Raw genomic sequence first — 19,345 nt, 5'->3', positions numbered from 1 at the left:
ATTCAATATAATTAAGTCGTAAACTTCAAACAATTTATATTTTTTAAAAAATACATAATATGATAAATAGAGGAGCAATCCTACGGTAGCTGAAAAATGTTAAGAAGAGACACCTTCGATGTTTTCAGTGAAGGGTTAGATTGCCGAAAGGGTAAGCAAGTGTTTTTGTTTAATCTTGATAGATGAAGATAGTCTTTATCTATTGTCATGTGTTAAAGCATGGAGGGCTATTTATGTGATGATTAATAAGTCATTACATAAATAGCTTTTTTATTTGTCAAAAAACCTAGAATTGCCTTAAAATGGGTCAGTTTTACTAAGTATTTATGGGGAAATTCCTCAAATATAAATAAAAGAAGGGTGGTCAATAAAATGAACAGCAAACCAAAATTAAATCTAGAGAATTCCATGAGACTCTTTGAAGAAGCAAAACAAATTTCACCAGGTGGCTTAATGGGAATTAGAAGACCCTATAACTTTGTTGAGGGTGAATATCCCATCTTCATTGAAAGGGGCTATGGTGGCCATATTGTTGATGTTGATGGTAATGATTATATTGATATGCTTTGTGGTTATGGTCCAATCATTCTAGGTTACCATGAACAAGAAATTAATCAAGCAGTAATTAAACAAATGGAAAAGGGTTTTTGCTTCTCTTTAGTACAAGAAATTCAAAATACATTGCAAAAGCGTTTAATTGACTTAATCCCCTCTGCAGAAATGGTGGTTTTAGCTAAAACTGGGTCTGATGTTACCAGTATGGCTGTAAGGGTAGCAAGAGGATACACTGGTAAAAACAAGATTCTAAGAAATGGATATCATGGTTGGCATGATTGGTGTGTTGAAGTAAAGGGTGGCGTACCAAAGCAAATTACAGACTTAACTGTAGAATTCCATTATGGAGATTTAGATGCTTTAGAAAGTGCCCTAAAGGAACATGGCGATGATACGGCTTGTATTATTATAACGCCAGTAGGTCATCCTTTAGCATTGCCAGTAGAAGAACCGCCTAAGGGCTATTTACAAGGAGTACGGGAGTTAGCTGATAAATATAATGTGGTGCTGATTTTTGATGAAATTAGAACGGGCTTTAGAGTTGCTCTAGGGGGTGCCCAAGAAAGGTATGGCGTTACTCCAGACCTATCAGTATTTGGTAAAGCAATGGCCAATGGTTATCCAGTTAGTGCCTGCGTAGGAAAGAAAGAAATTATGAAGGTTTTAGAAAAAGAAGTATTTGTAAGTTCAACCTTCTTCCCTAATAGTTTAGAAATGGCAGCATCTTTAAAATGTATTGAAATTTTAGAGAGGGATAACGTATTAGAAAGTATATGGTCTAGAGGAGAAGATTTCTTAAATAAATCCATTAAGATTGTAGAAGAATCTAATGTTCCTGCAACTGTATCAGGAATTCCCCCTATGCCTTTCATTACCTTTGACAAGGTAGACCAACAATATAAGGAAAGAAGAACCTTCTTCTATACAGAAACCATCAGAAGAGGACTATTTATTCAACCTTATCATCATGGTTATATTTGCCATAGACATACAGATGAAGATTTAAAGAATGCATTGGGAGCAATAGAAGAAGCCCTTCAAGCCACCCATAAAGCATATCCATACATGAAGTAGAGGTGAGTTTATGGAAAAGTTAATCATTACAGCTGCCATTTGCGGTGCAGAGGTTACAAAGGACCACAACCCTAATGTCCCCTATAGGGTAGAAGAAATCGGTAGAGAAGCTGAGGCAGCCTATAAAGCAGGCGCCAGCATCATACATCTTCATGTTAGAAATGATGATGGAACCCCAACTCAAGACAGAGAAAGATTTAAAGAATGTATTGAAGAGATTAAAAGAAGATGCCCAGATGCTATTATTCAACCATCAACGGGTGGAGCGGTGGGAATGAGCAATGAAGAAAGAATGCAACCACTAGCCCTACGTCCAGAAATGGCTACCCTCGATTGTGGAACCTGTAATTTTGGTGGGGATGATATCTTTGTCAATTCAGAGAACACAATTATTGAGTTTGGTAAAAGAATGATTGAATTGGGAATAAAACCGGAAGTTGAGGTTTTTGATAAGGGAATGATCGATTCAGCCATTCGCCTTGCTAAGAAGGGATTTATCAAAGAGCCTATGCACTTTAATTTTGTTTTAGGTGTAAATGGTGGCATATCGGCAACTGTTAGGGACTTAGCCTATATGGCTGATTCTATCCCCTATAATGCCACATTTACAGTATCGGGGATTGGTAAAAGTCAGTTTCAAATGGCAGCTACAGCAATAGCTATGGGGGGCCATGTAAGGGTTGGTTTTGAAGATAATGTTTATCTTTCTAAAGGGGTTTTAGCAGAGTCTAATGGAGCGATGGTTGAAAAAATTGTAAGAATTGCCAATGAACTAGGAAGGGCTATTGCTACGCCACAGGAAGCAAGAGAGATATTAGGAATGAGGGGATCGAATGAATAAAGTTGTTGATTATTCAGTTATAAAATCATTACTTAGAGATGGCATGACCTTAATGATTGGTGGTTTCTTAGGTTGTGGCACACCAGAAGGAATAATAGATTTAATCATAGAGATGGACTTAAAGAATCTTACAGTAATCTGTAATGATACCAGTTTCGTAGATAAAGGAATTGGTAAGCTAATAGCAAATGGTAATGCTAAAAAAGTTATTACATCCCACATAGGAACCAACTCTGAAAGTGGCAAACGAATGAATGAAGGAAGTCTTGAAGTGGAATTATCTCCTCAAGGAACACTAATTGAAAGAATTCGAGCAGCTGGTAGTGGACTTGGGGGGGTAATTACCCCAACCGGTGTTGGTACTTTGGTGGAGGAAGGTAAAGAAAAAATATTGCTAAATGGTAAGGAATATTTAATAGAAATGCCCTTAAAGGCAGATGTGGCTTTAGTTTATGCCAGTAAAGTAGATCCCTTCGGCAATTGCTACTATCAAGGGACAACTAGGAACTTTAATCCTATTATTGCATTGGCAGCCGACACAGTTATAGTCGAAGCAGAAGAGGTTGTTGAAGTGGGGCAACTTAACCCAGAGGTAGTCATGACTCCTGGTGTATTAGTAGATTACATCGTAAAGGGGGACTTTTAGATGGCGGTAGATGCTAAAGTAGCAAAAGAAATCATTGCCAAAAGGGTTGCAATGGAATTAAAGCATGGGCAATTGGTAAATTTAGGGATTGGCTTACCGACGCTGGTGGCTAATTATATACCTAAGGATGTTTATGTAACCCTACAATCTGAAAATGGTATGGTGGGGATGGGGCCTACCCCAGAGGCTGGAAAAGAAGATCGACATATTACCAACGCAGGCGGTCAATATGTAACCATTAATAATAATGGTGCCTTCTTTGATACGGCCATGTCCTTCAGTCTAATAAGGGGTGGTCATGTAGATATTACTGTCTTAGGGGCATTGGAAGTAGACGAAAAGGGCAATTTATCGAACTGGATTATTCCTGGAAAGCTTGTACCTGGCATGGGGGGGGCAATGGACCTTGTGACGGGGGCAAAAAAAGTAATTGTGGCAATGCAACATACAGCAAAAGGTGACTTGAAAATTAAAAAGGCATGCCAACTTCCTCTAACAGCTAAAGGGCAGGTAGATATGATAGTCACAGAGCTGGCGGTTATGGAGGTTACAGAAAAAGGACTTTTACTTAAAGAAATCCACAAAGAAACGACAGTGGATGAAGTAATCAAATTAACTGAAGCAGATTTAATCATTGATGAGAATCTAAAGGTGATGGATCTTTAATATCATAAGGCTAAGGGGTGGATAAAATGAAAAAAGGCTGTAAATATGGAACCCATAGGGTAATTGAGCCAGTTGGTATTTTACCTCAAGGGGCAAAAAAAATCTCCAACGATATGGAGTTATACTCTAATGAAATATTAATTGATGTTAAGGCACTAAATATAGACTCTGCCAGCTTTACTCAAATTAAAGAATCGGTTGGGGGAGATGTAGAAAAGATTAAGGAGAGAATCATAGAAATTATAAGTGAAAGAGGGAAAATGCAAAACCCAGTAACAGGGTCTGGGGGCATGCTAATTGGAACAATCGAAAAAATCGGTTCAGATTTAGAAGGTAAAATTGATTTAGCCGTTGGAGACAAAATTGCAACTTTGGTTTCATTGTCTTTAACACCATTAAAAATTGAAGAAATAATAGATGTTAAGGTTAATATTGATCGAGTAGAAGTTAAAGGGAAGGCGATCCTCTTTGAAAGTGGTATTTATGCAAAACTACCAGCTGATATGGAAGAAACCTTAGCTTTAGCAGCTCTAGACGTGGCCGGAGCACCAGCCCAAACAGCTAAACTTTGTAAAGAAGGAGATAGCGTTTTAATCCTTGGAGCAGGGGGGAAATCTGGTCTAATGTGTTGCTATGAAGCAATGAAAAAGGTAGGCCCAGAAGGTAATGTGATAGGACTTGTAAGAAGTAAGGGGGATGCAGACCTACTTAATCGTTTAGGCTTCTGTCATAATGTAATTCTTGGAGATGCTAGAAATCCTGTAGATGTTTTAAATAGAGTATTGGAAGTTAACAGCGGAAAAGAAGTGGATATCTCCATTAATTGCGTAAATGTTACTGATACAGAAATGTCAACAATCCTACCTGTAAGGGATGAGGGGACTGTGTATTTCTTCTCTATGGCTACCAGCTTTACTAAGGCTGCTTTGGGAGCAGAAGGCGTAGGCAAAGATGTTAATATGATTATTGGTAATGGATATACGAAAGGACATGCAGAAGTTACTTTAGCAGACTTAAGAGAGCATGAAGAGTTAAGAAGAGTTTATGAAGAATTATATATATAGATGAAGTTTAAGACCCTATAATAACAAAGGGCATTTAAAGATCAATAAAGGGGGGAGTTTTAACTAATGGAAAATAGACGTAATCAATTATTTAGTAATATTACAGAAGAAGAATGGAATGACTGGAAGTGGCAAAATCGTAATAGAATACAGTCGATAGAAGATTTAAAAAAATATATTACTTTAACTAATGAAGAAGAAGAGGGCATAAAGAAATGCCTAAGTCAGTTAAGAATGGCCATAACACCCTATTATTTAACTTTAATAGATACCACTGATGAACATGACCCAGTTAGAAAACAAGCTGTTCCTACTGTATTTGAGACCTATAGAAGTGATTGCGACCTGGAAGACCCATTACACGAAGATGTTGATTCACCCGTTCCGGGAATTACCCATAGATATACCGACAGAGCATTGTTTTTAATTACCGATCAATGTGCCATGTACTGTAGACATTGTACAAGAAGGAGGTTTGCAGGGCAGACCGATGCTGAGGTTGGTCAAACAAGAATAGATAAGGGGCTAGAATACATTAAAAATACTCCTCAAATACGGGATGTTTTGTTATCTGGTGGGGATGCGCTGTTAATGTCGGATGAAAAGCTAGAATATATTATTGGAAAATTAAGAGAAATTCCCCATGTTGAGGTAATCCGTATTGGGAGTAGAACACCGGTGGTGATGCCCCAAAGGATCACAGATAATTTAGTAAATATGCTAAAAAAATATCATCCAATTTGGTTAAACACCCACTTTAATCATCCAAATGAAATTACTCCTGAATCAACTGCCGCCTGTGAAAAATTAGCTAATGCAGGTATACAGTTGGGAAATCAATCGGTACTACTGAGGGGCGTAAATAATTGCGTCCATGTTATGAAGAAACTTGTAAATCAGTTGGTAAAAATCCGTGTTAGACCCTACTATCTATATCAGTGTGACCTATCCTTAGGGTTAGAACATTTACGGACTTCTGTGGCTGAAGGTATCGCCATCATCGAAGGGTTAAGGGGACATACTTCCGGCTATTGTGTACCTACCTTTGTGGTTGACGCTCCAGGTGGTGGTGGAAAAATTCCTGTAATGCCTAACTATTTAATTTCTCAAAGTCATGACAAGGTTGTATTAAGAAACTATGAGGGAGTAATTAGTTCTTATACTCAACCAGAACCCTATAAACATGAATGTCACTGTGATGATTGTAAAAAGAATGAGAAACAATTTATCGGTGTTGCAGAATTATTAAATACCAGTAAGGTTTCAATTGAACCTGCTGACTTAGCTAGGAAGAAAAGAAGCCAACATTAATGATTGCTAAAATAAATGGGCAAAGAAGCTAACATTAAGAAAGGGATTTTTTGATGAGGGAATTATTAGAGAAGATATACCGATTAAATTCAATCGCAATAGTGGGGATGGAGAAAAATGTAGGGAAAACCACAACCTTAAACTATTTGATTGAAAAGGCTAATAAAAACGATAGGCTAGGGCTTACTTCCATTGGTATCGATGGAGAAAAGAAAGACCAAGTAACAGGAACAGAAAAACCAACCCTTTATTTGCCCAAAGGAACAATAATTGCCTCAGCAAAAAAATCCTATCTGTCTTCCGACATAACTAAAGAGATTCTAAGTACCACTGGGATTCAAACCCCAATGGGAGAAGTTATTCTTTTTAAAGCATTAAGTGATGGCTATGTAGAACTAATGGGACCCTCCATTAATAAATACCTAAGGGAGGTTATTGCTCAATTAAAAGTACTAGGTTGTGACTTAGTTATTGTGGATGGAGCCTTGAATAGAAGCTCAACAGCTTCTCCAGCCATAGCAGAAGGGGTGATTATGGCTACAGGAGCTTCGGTTTCAACGACTATGTCTGAAGTAGTTAACCAGACTGCCCATAAACTTTCTTTACTTCAGATCGACTACATTAGAGATGAGAATAGTAGAAAAGTGGTGGAAGAAGCTTTAATAAAGAGCAAAGTCTCCTTTATGAAAGAAAATAACCTCTATAGATCAAATGAGGCTACAGCCATAGGTGCAGAAAAAACCATTATAACTGCTTTAGAAGGCGGAGCAGATGGAATCATCATTAATGGTATGGTGGGGGATCGCTTAGTGGAACATCTAATAAATCAGCGAATCTCATTAACGGGAAAAAGAATTTATGTAGAAGATGGGAGCAAACTATTTTTAAATGAAGATAATTTTAAAAGGCTAAAGTTAAAGGGTATGGAAATTGTTGCATTAAACCCGATTAATATTTTAATGGTTACGGTTAATCCTAAAGCCCCAGAGGGATACAGCTTTAATTCTCAAGAACTTTGTCAATTAATTCATTGCAAAACCAAACTACCTGTTTTAGATGTCATGAGGAATTTAGGAGTGGGTCTAAAGGAATGAGAAATGAAGAAAAAATAAACAATATTGATTTGGAGTATATTTTAAATCAGCTAAAAATCCATACTCCCTATGGGAAAGATTGTCTTAAAAATTTAAAGCCCTATAGGATTAAAGAATTATCCTCACTAAAAGTAGCATTAGATGACTTAGGGAAAGTAATGAAGAGTCTATCTACAGCTCCCCAAAGCTATCATAATATGATACAGGAGTTTTCAAGGATAAAAGACATAAGAGGCAGTATAAAGCGATGTAAAAACAGAGGGATTTTGGATGATATCGAACTTTTTGAAATAAAACGATTTGCGATTTACGGAGAAGAGATTAGAAAAAATTACGAAGGACTAGGGATTTCCATCGAAGGAGTTAATTTTAATAATTTAGAGGAAGTTATTGATTTGTTAGACCCAGAAGGTCAAAATCTTGCCACCTTTAGCATTTATGATGCTTATTCAGATCATTTAAAAGAAGTAAGAGAGAAAAAGAGATTAGTTGAAAAATTAATTTATCAAGAAACTAACTTAAACAAACTAGATAAACTAGAGGATTTAAAAAATGAAAGACTAAAATGGATAGAAGAGGAAAATTGTCTAGAAAATGAGATAAGAGAAAAGCTATCCTTTAAGCTATTGGCGTACCTAGAGAAAATAGAGAAGAATATCAATTCTTTAGGTATTTTAGATTTTACTATTGCAAAGGCAAAGTTAGCACTGGGAAAAGGCTGTACTAAACCACAGTTTAATGGAGACCTTCATCTAGTAATGGAGGAGGGAAGACACCCCTATCTAGAAGATCTGTTGGAAGGACAAAATAGAAAATTTACAAAGGTAAGTATTAGACTTTTAAAAGGGTGTAACGTTATAACTGGACCCAATATGGGGGGGAAAAGTGTTACTTTAAAAACCTTAGGAATCAATGTACTCTTAGCCCATATGGGATTTTACGTTTTTGCAGATAGACTAGAGCTTCCTATATTTAACTTTATCCATCTACTAGCCAATGACTATGAATCCTTAAGAGGTGGTTTAAGCACCTTTGGGGGAGAAATCGTTAAAATTAATGACTATATTAAAGATATTAAAATGAGTAGCGGGCTGCTTTTAGTAGATGAGTTTGCCAGTGGAACGAATCCCCATGAAGGCAGGTTGCTGGTAAAGGCGGTAATGGACTATTTAAAGGGTTTTAAGACCATAAGTGTTTTTATTACTCATTTTGATGGTGTTGTTGAAGATGATATCAACCATTATCAAGTGATTGGTTTAAAGCATGTAGACTTTAAAGGGTTAATGAATGGACATCATTTAGATTCAACTTTAAGGTTGAAAATAATACAAGAATTAATGGATTATAGACTAGAGCCAGTTAAAAAAGATAAAAAGGTCCCAATTGATGCATTAAATATTGCAACATTATTGGGCTTAGAGTCAGAAATTATTAACATTGCAAAATCTTATTATGATAAGGAGGTGCAGTTCTATGGTGAAGAAACCGAATAAGATGCTAAATTTAGATATCCAACTGGTTGAAAAAGTAAGGAACTCAGCTAAAGAAATTGCAGAGAATATTCAAATTTTTATAGATCAACATACAACAGTGGCAGTTGAAAGAACTGTTGCCAGGTTACTTGGAATAGACGGGGTGGATGCCTATGATGTACCATTACCTAACGTGATTGTAGATCATGTGAAAAAAGAAAACGGAATCGGAAATGGTATTGCATTGTACATTGGGAATGCAATGCTTCAAACAGGTTTATCTCCGCAAGAAATAGCCCAGCAGGTGGCAAAGGAAGAGTTAGATTTAACGAAGCTATCAATGGGTGACCCCTTTGAAATTAAATTAGCTGTAGAGAAAGTTGCCCGTAACACGGTGGAGAGAATTAAAAGTAATCGTAAAGTTAGAGAAAATTATCTTGAAGAATATGGCGATAAAGAAGGCCCATATCTATATGTAATAGTAGCTACAGGAAACATTCATGAAGATATTATTCAGGCTGTTGCTGCTGCGAAACAAGGGGCAGATATCATTGCTGTGATCAGAACTACGGGTCAAAGTTTATTAGACTATGTGCCCTATGGAGCAACAACAGAAGGTTTTGGGGGAACCTATGCTACACAGGAAAATTTTAGATTAATGCGAGAGGCCCTCGACAAAGCAGGAGAAGAACTAGGAAGATATATAAGACTCTGTAACTATTGTTCGGGACTTTGTATGCCTGAAATAGCAGCTATGGGAGCATTAGAAAGACTAGATGTAATGTTAAATGATGCCCTCTATGGTATTCTTTTTAGAGATATAAATATGAAGCGTACAATAGTAGATCAGTTTTTTTCTAGGGTAATTAACGGATTTGCAGGAGTTATCATTAATACAGGTGAAGATAATTATTTAACTACTGCTGATGCCTACGAGGAAGCCCATACTGTATTAGCTTCCCAGTTTATTAATGAGCAACTGGCTTTAAAGGCAGGTATTCCTCCTAAACAAATGGGATTAGGTCATGCCTTTGAAATCGATCCAAATATGAAAAATGGATTTCTTTATGAACTAGCTCAAGCCCAGATGGCAAGGGAAATTTTCCCTGATGCTCCATTAAAATATATGCCTCCTACTAAATTTATGACGGGGAATATTTTTAAGGGCCATATACAAGATGCCCTATTCAATATGATAACAATCATGACTGGTCAAAAGTTACATTTACTAGGAATGTTAACAGAAGCAATCCATACTCCCTTTATGTCTGATCGAGCATTGGCAATTGAAAATGCCCAATATATTTTCAATAATATGGCTGATTTAGGAGAAGAGATTGAATTTAAACAGGATGGCATGATACAAAGGCGTGCTAAGGAAGTTTTAGATGGAGCCCATCAATTAATTATGCAAATTGAAGGAGACGGCTTATTTAATACTTTAGAAAAGGGCACCTTTGCAGGTATTAAAAGACCTATTGATAGTGGTAAAGGCTTAGATGGGGTAATCGTAAAGGAAAAAGATTATTATAATCCATTTATCACTATGATGTTGGAGGGCTAACTGTTTAAATTAGAATGGGTAGCTGAAGGGAGGATTTAAATGTCAGGCGGTTTATATTCTATGGAAAAAAAGGACTTCGAAAAGTCCTTAGACTTAACTAAATTGAGACCCTACGGAGATACAATGAATGATGGTAAGGTACAAGTTAGTTTTACTTTACCAGTAAAGGATGACGATAAGGGTATTGAAGCTGCGAAGGAATTAGCAAAAAAGATGGGACTTGTAGAAGTAAATGTAGCCCATCATGGAGAACTAGATGAATATTTTACCTTTTATGTAGTTTATGGCAATTTACTACATCATATAAACTATGAAGAAATCCACGTTGAAACTGTGAATACAGAGGTCATGGATATGAAGGAGACCGATGATTATATAAAAGAGAACATTAAAAGAAATATTGTGGTGGTGGGGGCCAGTACAGGGACCGATGCCCATACAGTAGGAATCGATGCCATCATGAACATGAAGGGCTACGCAGGTCATTATGGGTTAGAGCGATATGACATGATCGATGCCTATAACCTTGGAAGTCAGGTGGAGAATGAAGAATTTGTTCGTAAAGCAATAGAGCTTAAGGCAGATGTTCTTTTAGTTTCTCAAACGGTAACTCAAAAAAATATCCATATTCAAAACCTCACTCATCTAGTAGAATTATTAGAAGCTGAAGGAATTAGAGATAAAGTGGTATTAATTTGTGGAGGTCCAAGAATTTCCCACGAACTAGCTAAGGAACTAGGCTATGATGCAGGTTTTGGACCTGGTAAATATGCCGATGATGTGGCGAGTTTTGCTGTTAAGGAAATTGTTAATCGGATGAACCTTATCTAAAAATAAAAATCCCTTATTGGATATTGATTTTCCAATAGGGGATTTTTATCATTTATAAACCTAGTTTAGCCACATATTCTTCTAATTCAGATAATAATTCAACATATTTTCTTTCTGTTTCAAGATAATCTAACTGATCTTGAATCTTATGGAATTCTACCTCCATGGCTTCTAGGGCTTCTTGGCTTAATTTTTCAGCACCAAAGTTAAAGATGGCGTTATCTTCCTTATCGATATGACGGAACAATAGGTCAGTATAGCAGATGGCATTGGCGATGATGTCTACCTTTGCTTCTTCATTACCTTTTTCAGCAGCCCAAAGAGCCTCTTCTAAAGTTTTAATAAATAGACGACCTAAATCATGCTCAGCCAACATTCCATAAATAGGTCCAGTCTTAATAGCTTCTCCTAACTCATTAGACATTACCTCAAATAATAAATCCTCTTCTTTTCCATGGTGAAATTTATCTGCGTAATTTCTAATAAAGTCTATTGCTTTATGGAACCCTTCATAGTAAACTTCCTTTGTGTTTAATGTATGAATAGATAATTTTCTTACTACCTTCAACATTCTTAAAATATATACGTGTTCATCCTTTAGGGTTTGAATCGCCTTTAATGTCATAATAAAAAACCTCCCATTAATCTCTTTTTTCTTATTATAACCAATAAAAAAAGAGAACTATGTGATAAAGGTCAAATAAATTAGTAATTTTTATCACGACATAGCTGCTATAAATAGGAAAAACCGATAAAATCGACTGTATCTTTGTTAAAAAAATTAATTTGGCTTATAATGATAGGTAAGGAATAATAAATAAATTAGGTTAATTAAAATTGAGTTAATTAGAATTCATGTAATTACAAAATTAAGGTAATTACATAAATGAGGAAATTGCATATTAATTTTAAGTTTATATTAAAGATTTTCTAAAGGAGTGTAAATATGAAGTTAGGTGGCTATGCCCATTTAAATGGAATAACTTTTTTTTGTGATATATTCAAACTAAAAACCACCAATAAAAAAGGTAATTTAAAATTTCAATTGGAATGGATTTTACCTAAAAAATGGATAAGGAAGCTTGAAAAAAAACCACTAATAGGCGGTATTAGTCTAATCTATTATCAGTGGAAAATATTTGATAAAAAAATTAGATGGAGTATATTAACCTTAATAGCCCTATTATTTTTAGATGAATATATTCATATTCCTCTTTTTAGTAATCTTTTAGATTTATCTATTAATAAGTGGTTACTATGGAGTGGTGGACTTGCTCTGGTCCTTTTAAATTATAAAAAAATTAGCCGAATGTTGAGATATCACGGAGCAGAGCATAAGGTAATTAACTGCTATATTAAACATGGTTATGTTAATTTACCCCTTGCAAAGGAATCATCAAGGTTTAATAAGCGATGTGGTACAAATCTAGCTGCTATTTTTGTTGTTTTATGGGTTGTTTTTTATTTTTTAAACTTTGATTCTATAGGTCTACAACTACTTTTATTTTTAGTAGCAATTCAGGTCTTAAAGAAAATTGCAACTAAAGAATCTAAATGGGATGTAGTAATTAACGGACTACAGTGGCTTACAGTGTGGCAACCGAGGGAAGAAGAACTGATCGTAGCAGTAGAAGGTTTTAATAAATTGTATAAGACTTATATTATATACCAAAAAGAAGTAATGGATCGGAATTATAAAAGTGGAAGCTAATGCATATTAATGAATTGTTAAATTAAGTTTTTAAGTTAGTTCAATTTACTTTTGGAAATTAACGTTGAGAAAATTACATGACTAAGCAGATTAGATGGCTGAGAAAATTACATAACTGATAAAGTGTGATAATTGATAGTAGATTTATGGGAATGTCAAATGAACATTTATATGTTTCAAGATATATATCTTAAAATTGCAAAATTGCAAAATTGAAATATATTAATATAATGCTGTATACTATAAGTAGATCTTAAAGGAAATTACTCATTTCATAATGGACGACTCAGTTTTAATATTTTTAAAGTTGGAATATAATTCAGCGTTATGGTATTAAGTAATTTCCTCATTGTAGAGGAGGCTAATATGGTTGATCTATCTGTACTTTTAATTTTTCTGGCTGGTATGGTTTCCTTTCTCTCTCCTTGTGTTTTATCGTTAGTCCCTGCCTATGTGGGCTTTATCACCAATAACTTTGATGAAGGAAACGATATTAAGGGCTCTTTTGTCCTTAAAAGAGGTATTCTATTTGTTTTGGGTTTCTCTTTTATTTTTGTCTTAATGGGAGCTTCAGTAGGGGCCATCGGTAGTTTTTTTATCCGTTATCGAATACTTTTAATTAGAGTTGGTGGGCTCTTTATCATTGCTTTTGGGCTAAAGATGTTAGGGTTATTAAAATTAAGTTTTTTAAATAAAGAATTAAGGTTTAAATCCCCTAAGGTGATAAAACATGGAGGGGATGCTCTATTAATGGGGATGGCCTTTGCAACAGGCTGGACACCATGTGTTGGCCCAGTTTTAGCATCTGTTTTATTATATGTTAGCACTACATCAAGTATTTATTTAGGTATCTTATTGTTATTGGTCTATTCAATAGGAATGGCGGTGCCTTTTTTAATTACTGCTTTAACAATTAGCGGTTTTCAGAGGATTTTAAATCGTTATGATAGGGTATTACCTATTATCTCGAAAATAGGTGGTGTTGTAATGATTTTTGTGGGTATATTAATTTTTACAAACAGACTTAGTGTTTTAAATCGTTATTTTGACTTTTATAATTTTAAGATTTAGTAAAAGAGGTGATTATAGTGAAACAAGTGGTGGCGGGTGTATTAATTTTCCTTGCGCTTTTAGGAGGTTTATACTATCTTGATAATAATATTATTAAGAATATAACGATGGAAGAAGAAAACAATGTTCCTCTAGAAGAACTGATGGTAAATCAGCTGAAAGAGCGGCAGAAGGATCAACAAGAAATTGGTATAAGAAGAGGCAATATTGCAGCTAATTTTTCATTAAAAAATTTAGCAGGTCAAGAAGAGAACTTAACGGATTATCGTGGAAAGAAGGTAGTTTTAAACTTTTGGTCAACTGACTGTCCAGCATGCGTTGAAGAGATGCCTGCATTAAATGACTTTTATTTAGAATATAAAGATCAAGAGATTGTTGTTTTGGGGGTAAATCTAGGAGAAAGTTCAAAAGTAGTTGCCGATTTCATGGAAAAGAATAATTATCAGTTCCCTATATTGCTGGATGAAAAAGTAGCGGTTGGTTTTAGTTATGGAATTATATTTACACCAACAACTTTTTTTATTAATGAAGATGGGGTTATTGTAGATTTACATATCGGGGCTTTAACATTAGAAGATTTACACAATAGATATCAATAAATAATAAAAAAAGATCAGCTAGGAATTTGATTTATAAAAACTAGCCGATCTTTTTTGTTATTTCGTTACAATGCTATGAACAAAGCCATCGTTACCACCTTTACCCTCTACATGATAAGTGAAGGTAGGGTTTGCAGCTTCAATAAAGGACTTGATCCAAGCGAATCTTAATTGATACATCGTATTAACATCGACACCGGCTTCTAGCCAATAGGGTTGATGTAGACATCTTACAGTATTCCATTTTAAATGGGTTGGCTCTGCTACAGTTAAGTTATTTACATGGTCGCAGGGCATCCCATCTAATAAGTAGTCATTTAATTGCTTATAGATATCGATGGCACTTAATGAATTTGACTGATCATTTACAGCTTTACCACAATCTGTACCCTGTTGAAGAAATACTGATTCAGCAATAGAGATAACACCATTACCAAATTGATCAATAAATTTCTTTAAAGTTGCTGCTTGTCGAGTTTCTGCAATTACGATTTTATTCTGCAACCATCCGTGGATATTATTTGTATCAATTAATGTCTCAAGAGGTTGGTTAGGTATGAACTGTCCATATTGCTTCTCCATACTATCACTTATTACTTTTACCTCTTCTCCATATTCCTTAGTTAATTCTATAGTAATATTTTTTTCCAGCTCTTCAAACAATCTAATTTTATTGAAAAGCCAATGATGAACAGGTCCTAAAAATGCGCTCATAAAAAATCCTCCTTAAATTTTTAATTATTCTTTTTGTTAGGATACCTCAAATATGTCCTTTTTAATATGATGAAAATCACAAAAAACAAAAACTTAATCACACATTTTCTCATCAGGCATATTATATCAATAAATATTGAATTTATTTTCAATACAAAATGAATAAAGGAGTGGGCATGTATGAGTGAAGTAGCTACTAATAATAACAATAATGATTTTCTAAGTTCTTTATTTGGTGGAATTGGTAGAGGTAAAGGTGGAATTAATCCAATCGTTTTATGCTTAATATTATTCTTATGTTTAAGCGGTGGAGGAAAAGGTGGATGCGGTGGCAAAGGCGGATTTGGTAGTTTCTTTGGTCTCCTTGATGAAAATTTAATTCTTGTCTTTGTAATATTACTAATCCTATTTGGTGGAACTGGTTCATTTAAATTCTAATCTTACCTCTAGCTACTTATTTAGCAAAGTGTATAATAAAAAGTTGTTGACTAAAAATCAACAACTTTTTATTATTTTAAAAGACAAATATAAAGCTAATACCAAGTATATATCGAATTTTGGCAAATATATTTTCCTCATTTTAGAATGTTGTATCGTGTGATAACTTCTGCTTAAATAATAAAAAAAGCTATATCATCTCTAGAAGCATAAAGTAGAGAAACATGAAATTAGAGACAGTATTTAATTTAAAAGAATCAAAATAAGAGACTAATATATATTATTTTGCTAAACCTAGTATAGAGTTTTAAATTTAAAATTTTAAGACGTAGGTAAAAATTTCTTTTAATTTTAAAAATTACAATTCAAGTAATAATTTACAATGATTAAAAGAGAATTTACTACAGATAATACTAGTGTAGCAACAAACAGCTACAAAAAACTTTTCTAAAATTTGAAGGGAGGAAACATCAATGACAAACATCAATCAACAATCTCAAACAGGTACAACTAATGACGTTAACAGATCAGGTAGAAACACTATAGTGGTTCCAGAAGCAAGACAAGCTCTAAACCAAATGAAGGTTGAGATCGCTAACGAATTAGGATTATCTAACTATGACCAAATGGATAAAGGTAACCTAACTTCAAGACAAAACGGATACGTTGGTGGAACAATTACTAAGAGATTAGTAGAGTATGCTGAAAGAAATATGGGTAGATAATTAAATAAAAAATAAAAGCGAGGCGTAAGCTTCGCTTTTATTTTGTCTATAATAAAGTAAAATGAAGTTATTTCAATTAATTAGCTGTTGAAATAATAATCAAATTAGAGTAAACTTAAAGATGTGATAAATTAACAAAAAGAGCTTGAAAACAAATTTATAAAAATTCTTCTTGGAAAAATTAGAAGAGTTTTTTTGCTTGAATAAATTGCCGTACAAGAATAGAGGTGAATAGATGAAGTTAGAAGGAAGATTAATCAAAAAAATTGATTATAAGTTAATATTAATTGTAATAGCCATCTGTTTGATTGGTGTAATTGTGGTAGGTAGTGCTACAGCAACCCATGCATTAGGTAGAGAAAATTTTATGAAAACCCAAGTAATATCCATTATTTTGGGGATTGTTACTATTGCTGTAATCATGTTTTTTGACTATAGTACCTTTGCTAGATTTCATATTCCAATTTATGTGGCCTGTAATGGGCTTTTATTGGCAACATTATTATTTGGAACAGGAGCAGAGCGATGGGGAGCAAATAGATGGATCAGGATTGGTGGATTTCAATTTCAACCATCTGACTTTGTAAAAATAGGAATTATTGTTTGTGTTGCTAAAATGATTGATGATCATAAAGATTCGCTTCATAAGTTATCAACATTAATGAAGATATTGGCTTATGCAGGTCTACCAATGGTATTGATTTTGAGACAACCAGACTTAGGAACAACAATGGCATTTGCTTTCTTTATCTTTGGAATGTTATTTGTTGCAGGCCTAAACTATAAATATATAATTATTACGGGTATTGTAGGAATTATTAGTATCCCACTAGCTTGGATTGGGGTACTAAAGGACTATCAAAAGGATAGAATAATGGTATTTTTAAACCCTGAATTAGATCCTATGGGCAAAGGGTACCAAATCATTCAATCAAAATTAGCTGTAGGCTCGGGAATGATTTTTGGAAAGGGGCTATATCAAGGAAGCCAAACTCAATTCGGTTTCCTTCCAGAAAAACAAACAGATTTTATTTTTTCTGTATTGGCTGAAGAATTTGGTTTTATTGGCGTTGCTATTCTAATTATTCTGTATATGCTTATGCTTAAACGCTGTATTAATATTGCAAAAGAAGCTAAAGATGACTTTGGTTCTCTTCTTGTAATGGGGTATACCTTTATGTTAGGTTTTCATATCTTTGCTAACATAGCCATGACCATAGGTTTAATGCCCGTTACAGGAAAGCCGCTACCCCTTGTAAGCTATGGAGGGACCTTTATGCTAACGAATATGATGGCAATAGGTGTTATTTTAAATGTTAATATGCGAAGGGATAAAATTAATTTTTAACTTTTTAACTTAAATTAATCCTTAGCATAATATAAATGGTGGTCTATTTATAATCTAAAAGGAGGTGGTGGAAAATGGACCCCAATCCTGACTCATATATACGGAAACAGGATATATTAATATTACGAGAGGAACTTTCCACCATCTTTAATGGAAAAGTCCTCTCATGAATTTGAGAGGTGACAATATGAATGAAAGAATTATCCAATTAATTGAGGAAAAGAAATTTCCATTACTTAAAGAAGAATTAATTGAAATGATGGCAGTTGATATTGCGGAGGTTTTTGATAGTTTAGATAAGAAGAAAAGTATTATTCTATTTCGTCTTTTATCCAAGGACCAAGCTGCCGATGTTTTTGCCTATTTGTCTTCCCAGCAAAGAAAAGCTATTGTGGAGGCCATTCATGAAACTAAGTTAAATGAAATCTTAGACGAATTATATTTTGATGATATGATCGACTTTCTTGAGGAAATACCTGCTAATGTGGTAAAGAGGATATTAGTATCTTCTACAGAAGAAGAAAGAAAACTAATTAACCAGTTCTTAAATTACCCTGAAAATTCTGCAGGTAGTCTAATGACGATCGAGTATGTGGACCTAAAGAAGGAAATGACCGTAAGAGATGCCCTTAACCACATTAAAAAAACCGGTGTAGATAAAGAAACAATTTATACCTGCTATGTACTAAATGAAAAAAGAAAATTAGAAGGAATTGTATCCCTAAGGAAATTAGTCTTATTAGATGATGATTTGTTAATTGCAGATATTATGAATGAGGACTTTATTTTTACCACTACTCTAGATGACCAGGAAGAAGTAGCAAGTCTGGTTAAGAAATATGATTTAATTACCCTACCAGTTGTAGATACTGAAAATAGATTAGTGGGTATTATTACGATTGATGATATTGTCGATGTAATTGACCAAGAGAATACTGAAGACTTTCAAAAAATGGCGGCTATGGAGCCCAATGACGAAGAATATTTGTTAACTAGTGTATTTTCATTGGCTCGAAAGCGTTTCTTCTGGCTAATGATATTGATGGTTTCGGCTACGGTTACCCAGGCAATTATACAAGGATATGAAGAAGTTTTAAGCTCAGTAACGATTTTGGCAGCTTTTATACCTATGTTGATGGACACAGCTGGTAATGCGGGGTCTCAATCTTCCACATTAGTTATTCGTGGTATGGCCTTAGGTGAAATTGAACTTGTAGATTATTTAAAAGTACTTTGGAAAGAATTAAGGGTAAGTATGGTGGTAGGACTTTCTTTAGGATCAATTAACCTATTAAGAATGATGATTTTTGGTAATGAATTTAATGTTGCATTTACCGTTTCAATCACCTTAGCCTTTACAATTGTTATGGCCAAGGTAGTTGGTGGAACCCTTCCAATTGGAGCAAAAAAACTAAAGCTGGACCCTGCAATTATGGCAGGACCAATGATTACAACAATTGTAGATGCCATGGCTTTAGTTGTTTACTTTAGAATAGCAACAGCATTATTAGGTCTATAATTAAAAATATTAAGAAGCTTAGATAAGTTATTTACTTAGGCTTCTTTTTTTTTTACTATTTTGGATAATTCCCCTTAAAACAGCCAAAAATATGATTAATGA

At 34.3% G+C, this 19,345-nt stretch carries 19 protein-coding genes and 1 riboswitch; of the genes, 17 read left to right on the top strand and 2 right to left on the bottom strand.

Annotated elements, in window-relative coordinates; genetic code table 11:
* Positions 1-59: 59 nt before the first annotated feature.
* Positions 60-238, top strand: a riboswitch (Lysine riboswitch).
* 134 nt (positions 239-372) lie between these two features.
* The 10 genes from T335_RS0108440 to kamE all read left to right on the top strand — a co-directional run bounded on the left by T335_RS0108440 (position 373) and on the right by kamE (position 11,118).
* Positions 373-1,629 carry an aspartate aminotransferase family protein gene (locus T335_RS0108440; RefSeq protein WP_026477161.1) on the top strand — a complete coding sequence of 419 codons (1,257 nt, stop codon included), beginning with the start codon at positions 373-375 and terminating at the stop codon, positions 1,627-1,629.
* 10 nt (positions 1,630-1,639) lie between these two features.
* Positions 1,640-2,470, top strand: coding sequence for a 3-keto-5-aminohexanoate cleavage enzyme (kce, locus tag T335_RS0108435; RefSeq protein ID WP_026477160.1), 831 nt, complete (start codon positions 1,640-1,642; stop codon positions 2,468-2,470).
* Positions 2,463-3,116: a 3-oxoacid CoA-transferase subunit A gene (locus T335_RS0108430; protein ID WP_026477159.1), complete on the top strand. Its 654-nt coding sequence runs from the start codon at positions 2,463-2,465 to the stop codon at positions 3,114-3,116. Before kce ends, T335_RS0108430 begins: the two co-directional genes overlap by 8 nt.
* Positions 3,117-3,782, top strand: a complete 666-nt coding sequence (locus tag T335_RS0108425; protein ID WP_026477158.1) for a 3-oxoacid CoA-transferase subunit B — start codon at positions 3,117-3,119, stop codon at positions 3,780-3,782.
* Positions 3,783-3,808: 26 nt separating this feature from the next.
* Positions 3,809-4,846 (top strand): L-erythro-3,5-diaminohexanoate dehydrogenase, encoded by a 1,038-nt coding sequence (kdd, locus tag T335_RS0108420; RefSeq protein ID WP_026477157.1) that lies wholly within the window; start codon positions 3,809-3,811, stop codon positions 4,844-4,846.
* A 66-nt stretch (positions 4,847-4,912) separates the two neighbouring features.
* Positions 4,913-6,157, top strand: coding sequence for a lysine 2,3-aminomutase (gene kamA, locus T335_RS0108415; protein WP_026477156.1), 1,245 nt, complete (start codon positions 4,913-4,915; stop codon positions 6,155-6,157).
* A 53-nt stretch (positions 6,158-6,210) separates the two neighbouring features.
* Complete coding sequence (gene kamB / locus T335_RS0108410; RefSeq protein ID WP_026477155.1) at positions 6,211-7,251, top strand: lysine 5,6-aminomutase reactivase subunit KamB; 1,041 nt, start codon at positions 6,211-6,213, stop codon at positions 7,249-7,251.
* On the top strand, positions 7,248-8,744 hold the full coding sequence (gene kamC / locus T335_RS0108405) for a lysine 5,6-aminomutase reactivase ATPase KamC (RefSeq protein WP_026477154.1): 1,497 nt from the start codon (positions 7,248-7,250) through the stop codon (positions 8,742-8,744). The genes kamB and kamC overlap by 4 nt, the downstream gene beginning before the upstream one ends.
* Positions 8,725-10,287, top strand: coding sequence for a lysine 5,6-aminomutase subunit alpha (gene kamD / locus T335_RS0108400; protein WP_026477153.1), 1,563 nt, complete (start codon positions 8,725-8,727; stop codon positions 10,285-10,287). The genes kamC and kamD overlap by 20 nt, the downstream gene beginning before the upstream one ends.
* Before the next feature lie 39 nt (positions 10,288-10,326).
* Complete coding sequence (gene kamE, locus T335_RS0108395; RefSeq protein ID WP_026477152.1) at positions 10,327-11,118, top strand: lysine 5,6-aminomutase subunit beta; 792 nt, start codon at positions 10,327-10,329, stop codon at positions 11,116-11,118.
* Between the two features lie 52 nt (positions 11,119-11,170).
* On the opposite strand, the gene T335_RS0108390 is transcribed toward kamE, so the two are convergent.
* Positions 11,171-11,743, bottom strand: a complete 573-nt coding sequence (locus T335_RS0108390) for a hemerythrin domain-containing protein (RefSeq protein ID WP_034328051.1) — start codon at positions 11,741-11,743, stop codon at positions 11,171-11,173.
* 321 nt (positions 11,744-12,064) lie between these two features.
* Here T335_RS0108390 and T335_RS0108385 point away from each other — a divergent pair, with 321 nt between their 5' ends.
* The 3 genes from T335_RS0108385 (at position 12,065) to T335_RS20205 (ending at position 14,499) form a co-directional block, all read left to right on the top strand.
* Positions 12,065-12,829, top strand: a complete 765-nt coding sequence (locus T335_RS0108385; RefSeq protein WP_026477150.1) for a DUF1385 domain-containing protein — start codon at positions 12,065-12,067, stop codon at positions 12,827-12,829.
* A gap of 366 nt (positions 12,830-13,195) precedes the next feature.
* A complete protein-coding gene (locus tag T335_RS0108380; RefSeq protein WP_026477149.1) occupies positions 13,196-13,900 on the top strand; it encodes a cytochrome c biogenesis CcdA family protein in 705 nt (234 codons plus the stop codon).
* Positions 13,901-13,917: 17 nt separating this feature from the next.
* Positions 13,918-14,499, top strand: a complete 582-nt coding sequence (locus T335_RS20205; RefSeq protein ID WP_051569208.1) for a TlpA disulfide reductase family protein — start codon at positions 13,918-13,920, stop codon at positions 14,497-14,499.
* Between the two features lie 57 nt (positions 14,500-14,556).
* On the opposite strand, the gene T335_RS0108370 is transcribed toward T335_RS20205, so the two are convergent.
* Entirely contained in the window at positions 14,557-15,213 is a 657-nt protein-coding gene (locus T335_RS0108370; protein ID WP_026477147.1) for a hypothetical protein, read from the bottom strand.
* Positions 15,214-15,393: 180 nt separating this feature from the next.
* On the opposite strand from T335_RS0108370, the gene T335_RS0108365 reads away from it, so the two are divergent.
* The 4 genes from T335_RS0108365 to mgtE all read left to right on the top strand — a co-directional run bounded on the left by T335_RS0108365 (position 15,394) and on the right by mgtE (position 19,243).
* Entirely contained in the window at positions 15,394-15,651 is a 258-nt protein-coding gene (locus T335_RS0108365) for a hypothetical protein (RefSeq protein ID WP_026477146.1), read from the top strand.
* A gap of 473 nt (positions 15,652-16,124) precedes the next feature.
* Positions 16,125-16,376, top strand: a complete 252-nt coding sequence (locus T335_RS0108360) for an alpha/beta-type small acid-soluble spore protein (protein ID WP_051569207.1) — start codon at positions 16,125-16,127, stop codon at positions 16,374-16,376.
* A 235-nt stretch (positions 16,377-16,611) separates the two neighbouring features.
* Positions 16,612-17,724, top strand: coding sequence for a rod shape-determining protein RodA (gene rodA, locus T335_RS0108355; RefSeq protein WP_026477144.1), 1,113 nt, complete (start codon positions 16,612-16,614; stop codon positions 17,722-17,724).
* Between the two features lie 187 nt (positions 17,725-17,911).
* A complete protein-coding gene (gene mgtE, locus T335_RS0108345) occupies positions 17,912-19,243 on the top strand; it encodes a magnesium transporter (protein WP_026477143.1) in 1,332 nt (443 codons plus the stop codon).
* Positions 19,244-19,345: the final 102 nt, after the last annotated feature.

Source organism: Alkaliphilus transvaalensis ATCC 700919 (genome assembly GCF_000621485.1).
Taxonomy (GTDB): Bacteria; Bacillota; Clostridia; order Peptostreptococcales; family Natronincolaceae; genus Alkaliphilus; species Alkaliphilus transvaalensis.
The sequence above is the reverse complement of the archived record's forward strand: the minus strand, read 5'-3'. Positions and strand labels throughout refer to the sequence as shown.

Excerpts from the sequence above, each read along its gene's own strand:
- T335_RS0108365 (WP_026477146.1), top strand. The coding sequence starts at position 15,394 with ATGAGTGAAGTAGCTACTAATAATAACAATAATGATTTTCTAAGTTCT.
- rodA (WP_026477144.1), top strand. The coding sequence starts at position 16,612 with ATGAAGTTAGAAGGAAGATTAATCAAAAAAATTGATTATAAGTTAATA.
- kamB (WP_026477155.1), top strand. The coding sequence starts at position 6,211 with ATGAGGGAATTATTAGAGAAGATATACCGATTAAATTCAATCGCAATA.
- T335_RS0108370 (WP_026477147.1), bottom strand. The coding sequence starts at position 15,213 with ATGAGCGCATTTTTAGGACCTGTTCATCATTGGCTTTTCAATAAAATT.
- kamE (WP_026477152.1), top strand. The coding sequence starts at position 10,327 with ATGTCAGGCGGTTTATATTCTATGGAAAAAAAGGACTTCGAAAAGTCC.
- kce (WP_026477160.1), top strand. The coding sequence starts at position 1,640 with ATGGAAAAGTTAATCATTACAGCTGCCATTTGCGGTGCAGAGGTTACA.
- T335_RS0108425 (WP_026477158.1), top strand. The coding sequence starts at position 3,117 with ATGGCGGTAGATGCTAAAGTAGCAAAAGAAATCATTGCCAAAAGGGTT.
- T335_RS0108440 (WP_026477161.1), top strand. The coding sequence starts at position 373 with ATGAACAGCAAACCAAAATTAAATCTAGAGAATTCCATGAGACTCTTT.
- kdd (WP_026477157.1), top strand. The coding sequence starts at position 3,809 with ATGAAAAAAGGCTGTAAATATGGAACCCATAGGGTAATTGAGCCAGTT.
- kamC (WP_026477154.1), top strand. The coding sequence starts at position 7,248 with ATGAGAAATGAAGAAAAAATAAACAATATTGATTTGGAGTATATTTTA.
- mgtE (WP_026477143.1), top strand. The coding sequence starts at position 17,912 with ATGAATGAAAGAATTATCCAATTAATTGAGGAAAAGAAATTTCCATTA.
- T335_RS0108380 (WP_026477149.1), top strand. The coding sequence starts at position 13,196 with ATGGTTGATCTATCTGTACTTTTAATTTTTCTGGCTGGTATGGTTTCC.
- T335_RS0108390 (WP_034328051.1), bottom strand. The coding sequence starts at position 11,743 with ATGACATTAAAGGCGATTCAAACCCTAAAGGATGAACACGTATATATT.
- T335_RS0108360 (WP_051569207.1), top strand. The coding sequence starts at position 16,125 with ATGACAAACATCAATCAACAATCTCAAACAGGTACAACTAATGACGTT.
- T335_RS0108385 (WP_026477150.1), top strand. The coding sequence starts at position 12,065 with ATGAAGTTAGGTGGCTATGCCCATTTAAATGGAATAACTTTTTTTTGT.
- kamA (WP_026477156.1), top strand. The coding sequence starts at position 4,913 with ATGGAAAATAGACGTAATCAATTATTTAGTAATATTACAGAAGAAGAA.
- kamD (WP_026477153.1), top strand. The coding sequence starts at position 8,725 with ATGGTGAAGAAACCGAATAAGATGCTAAATTTAGATATCCAACTGGTT.
- T335_RS0108430 (WP_026477159.1), top strand. The coding sequence starts at position 2,463 with ATGAATAAAGTTGTTGATTATTCAGTTATAAAATCATTACTTAGAGAT.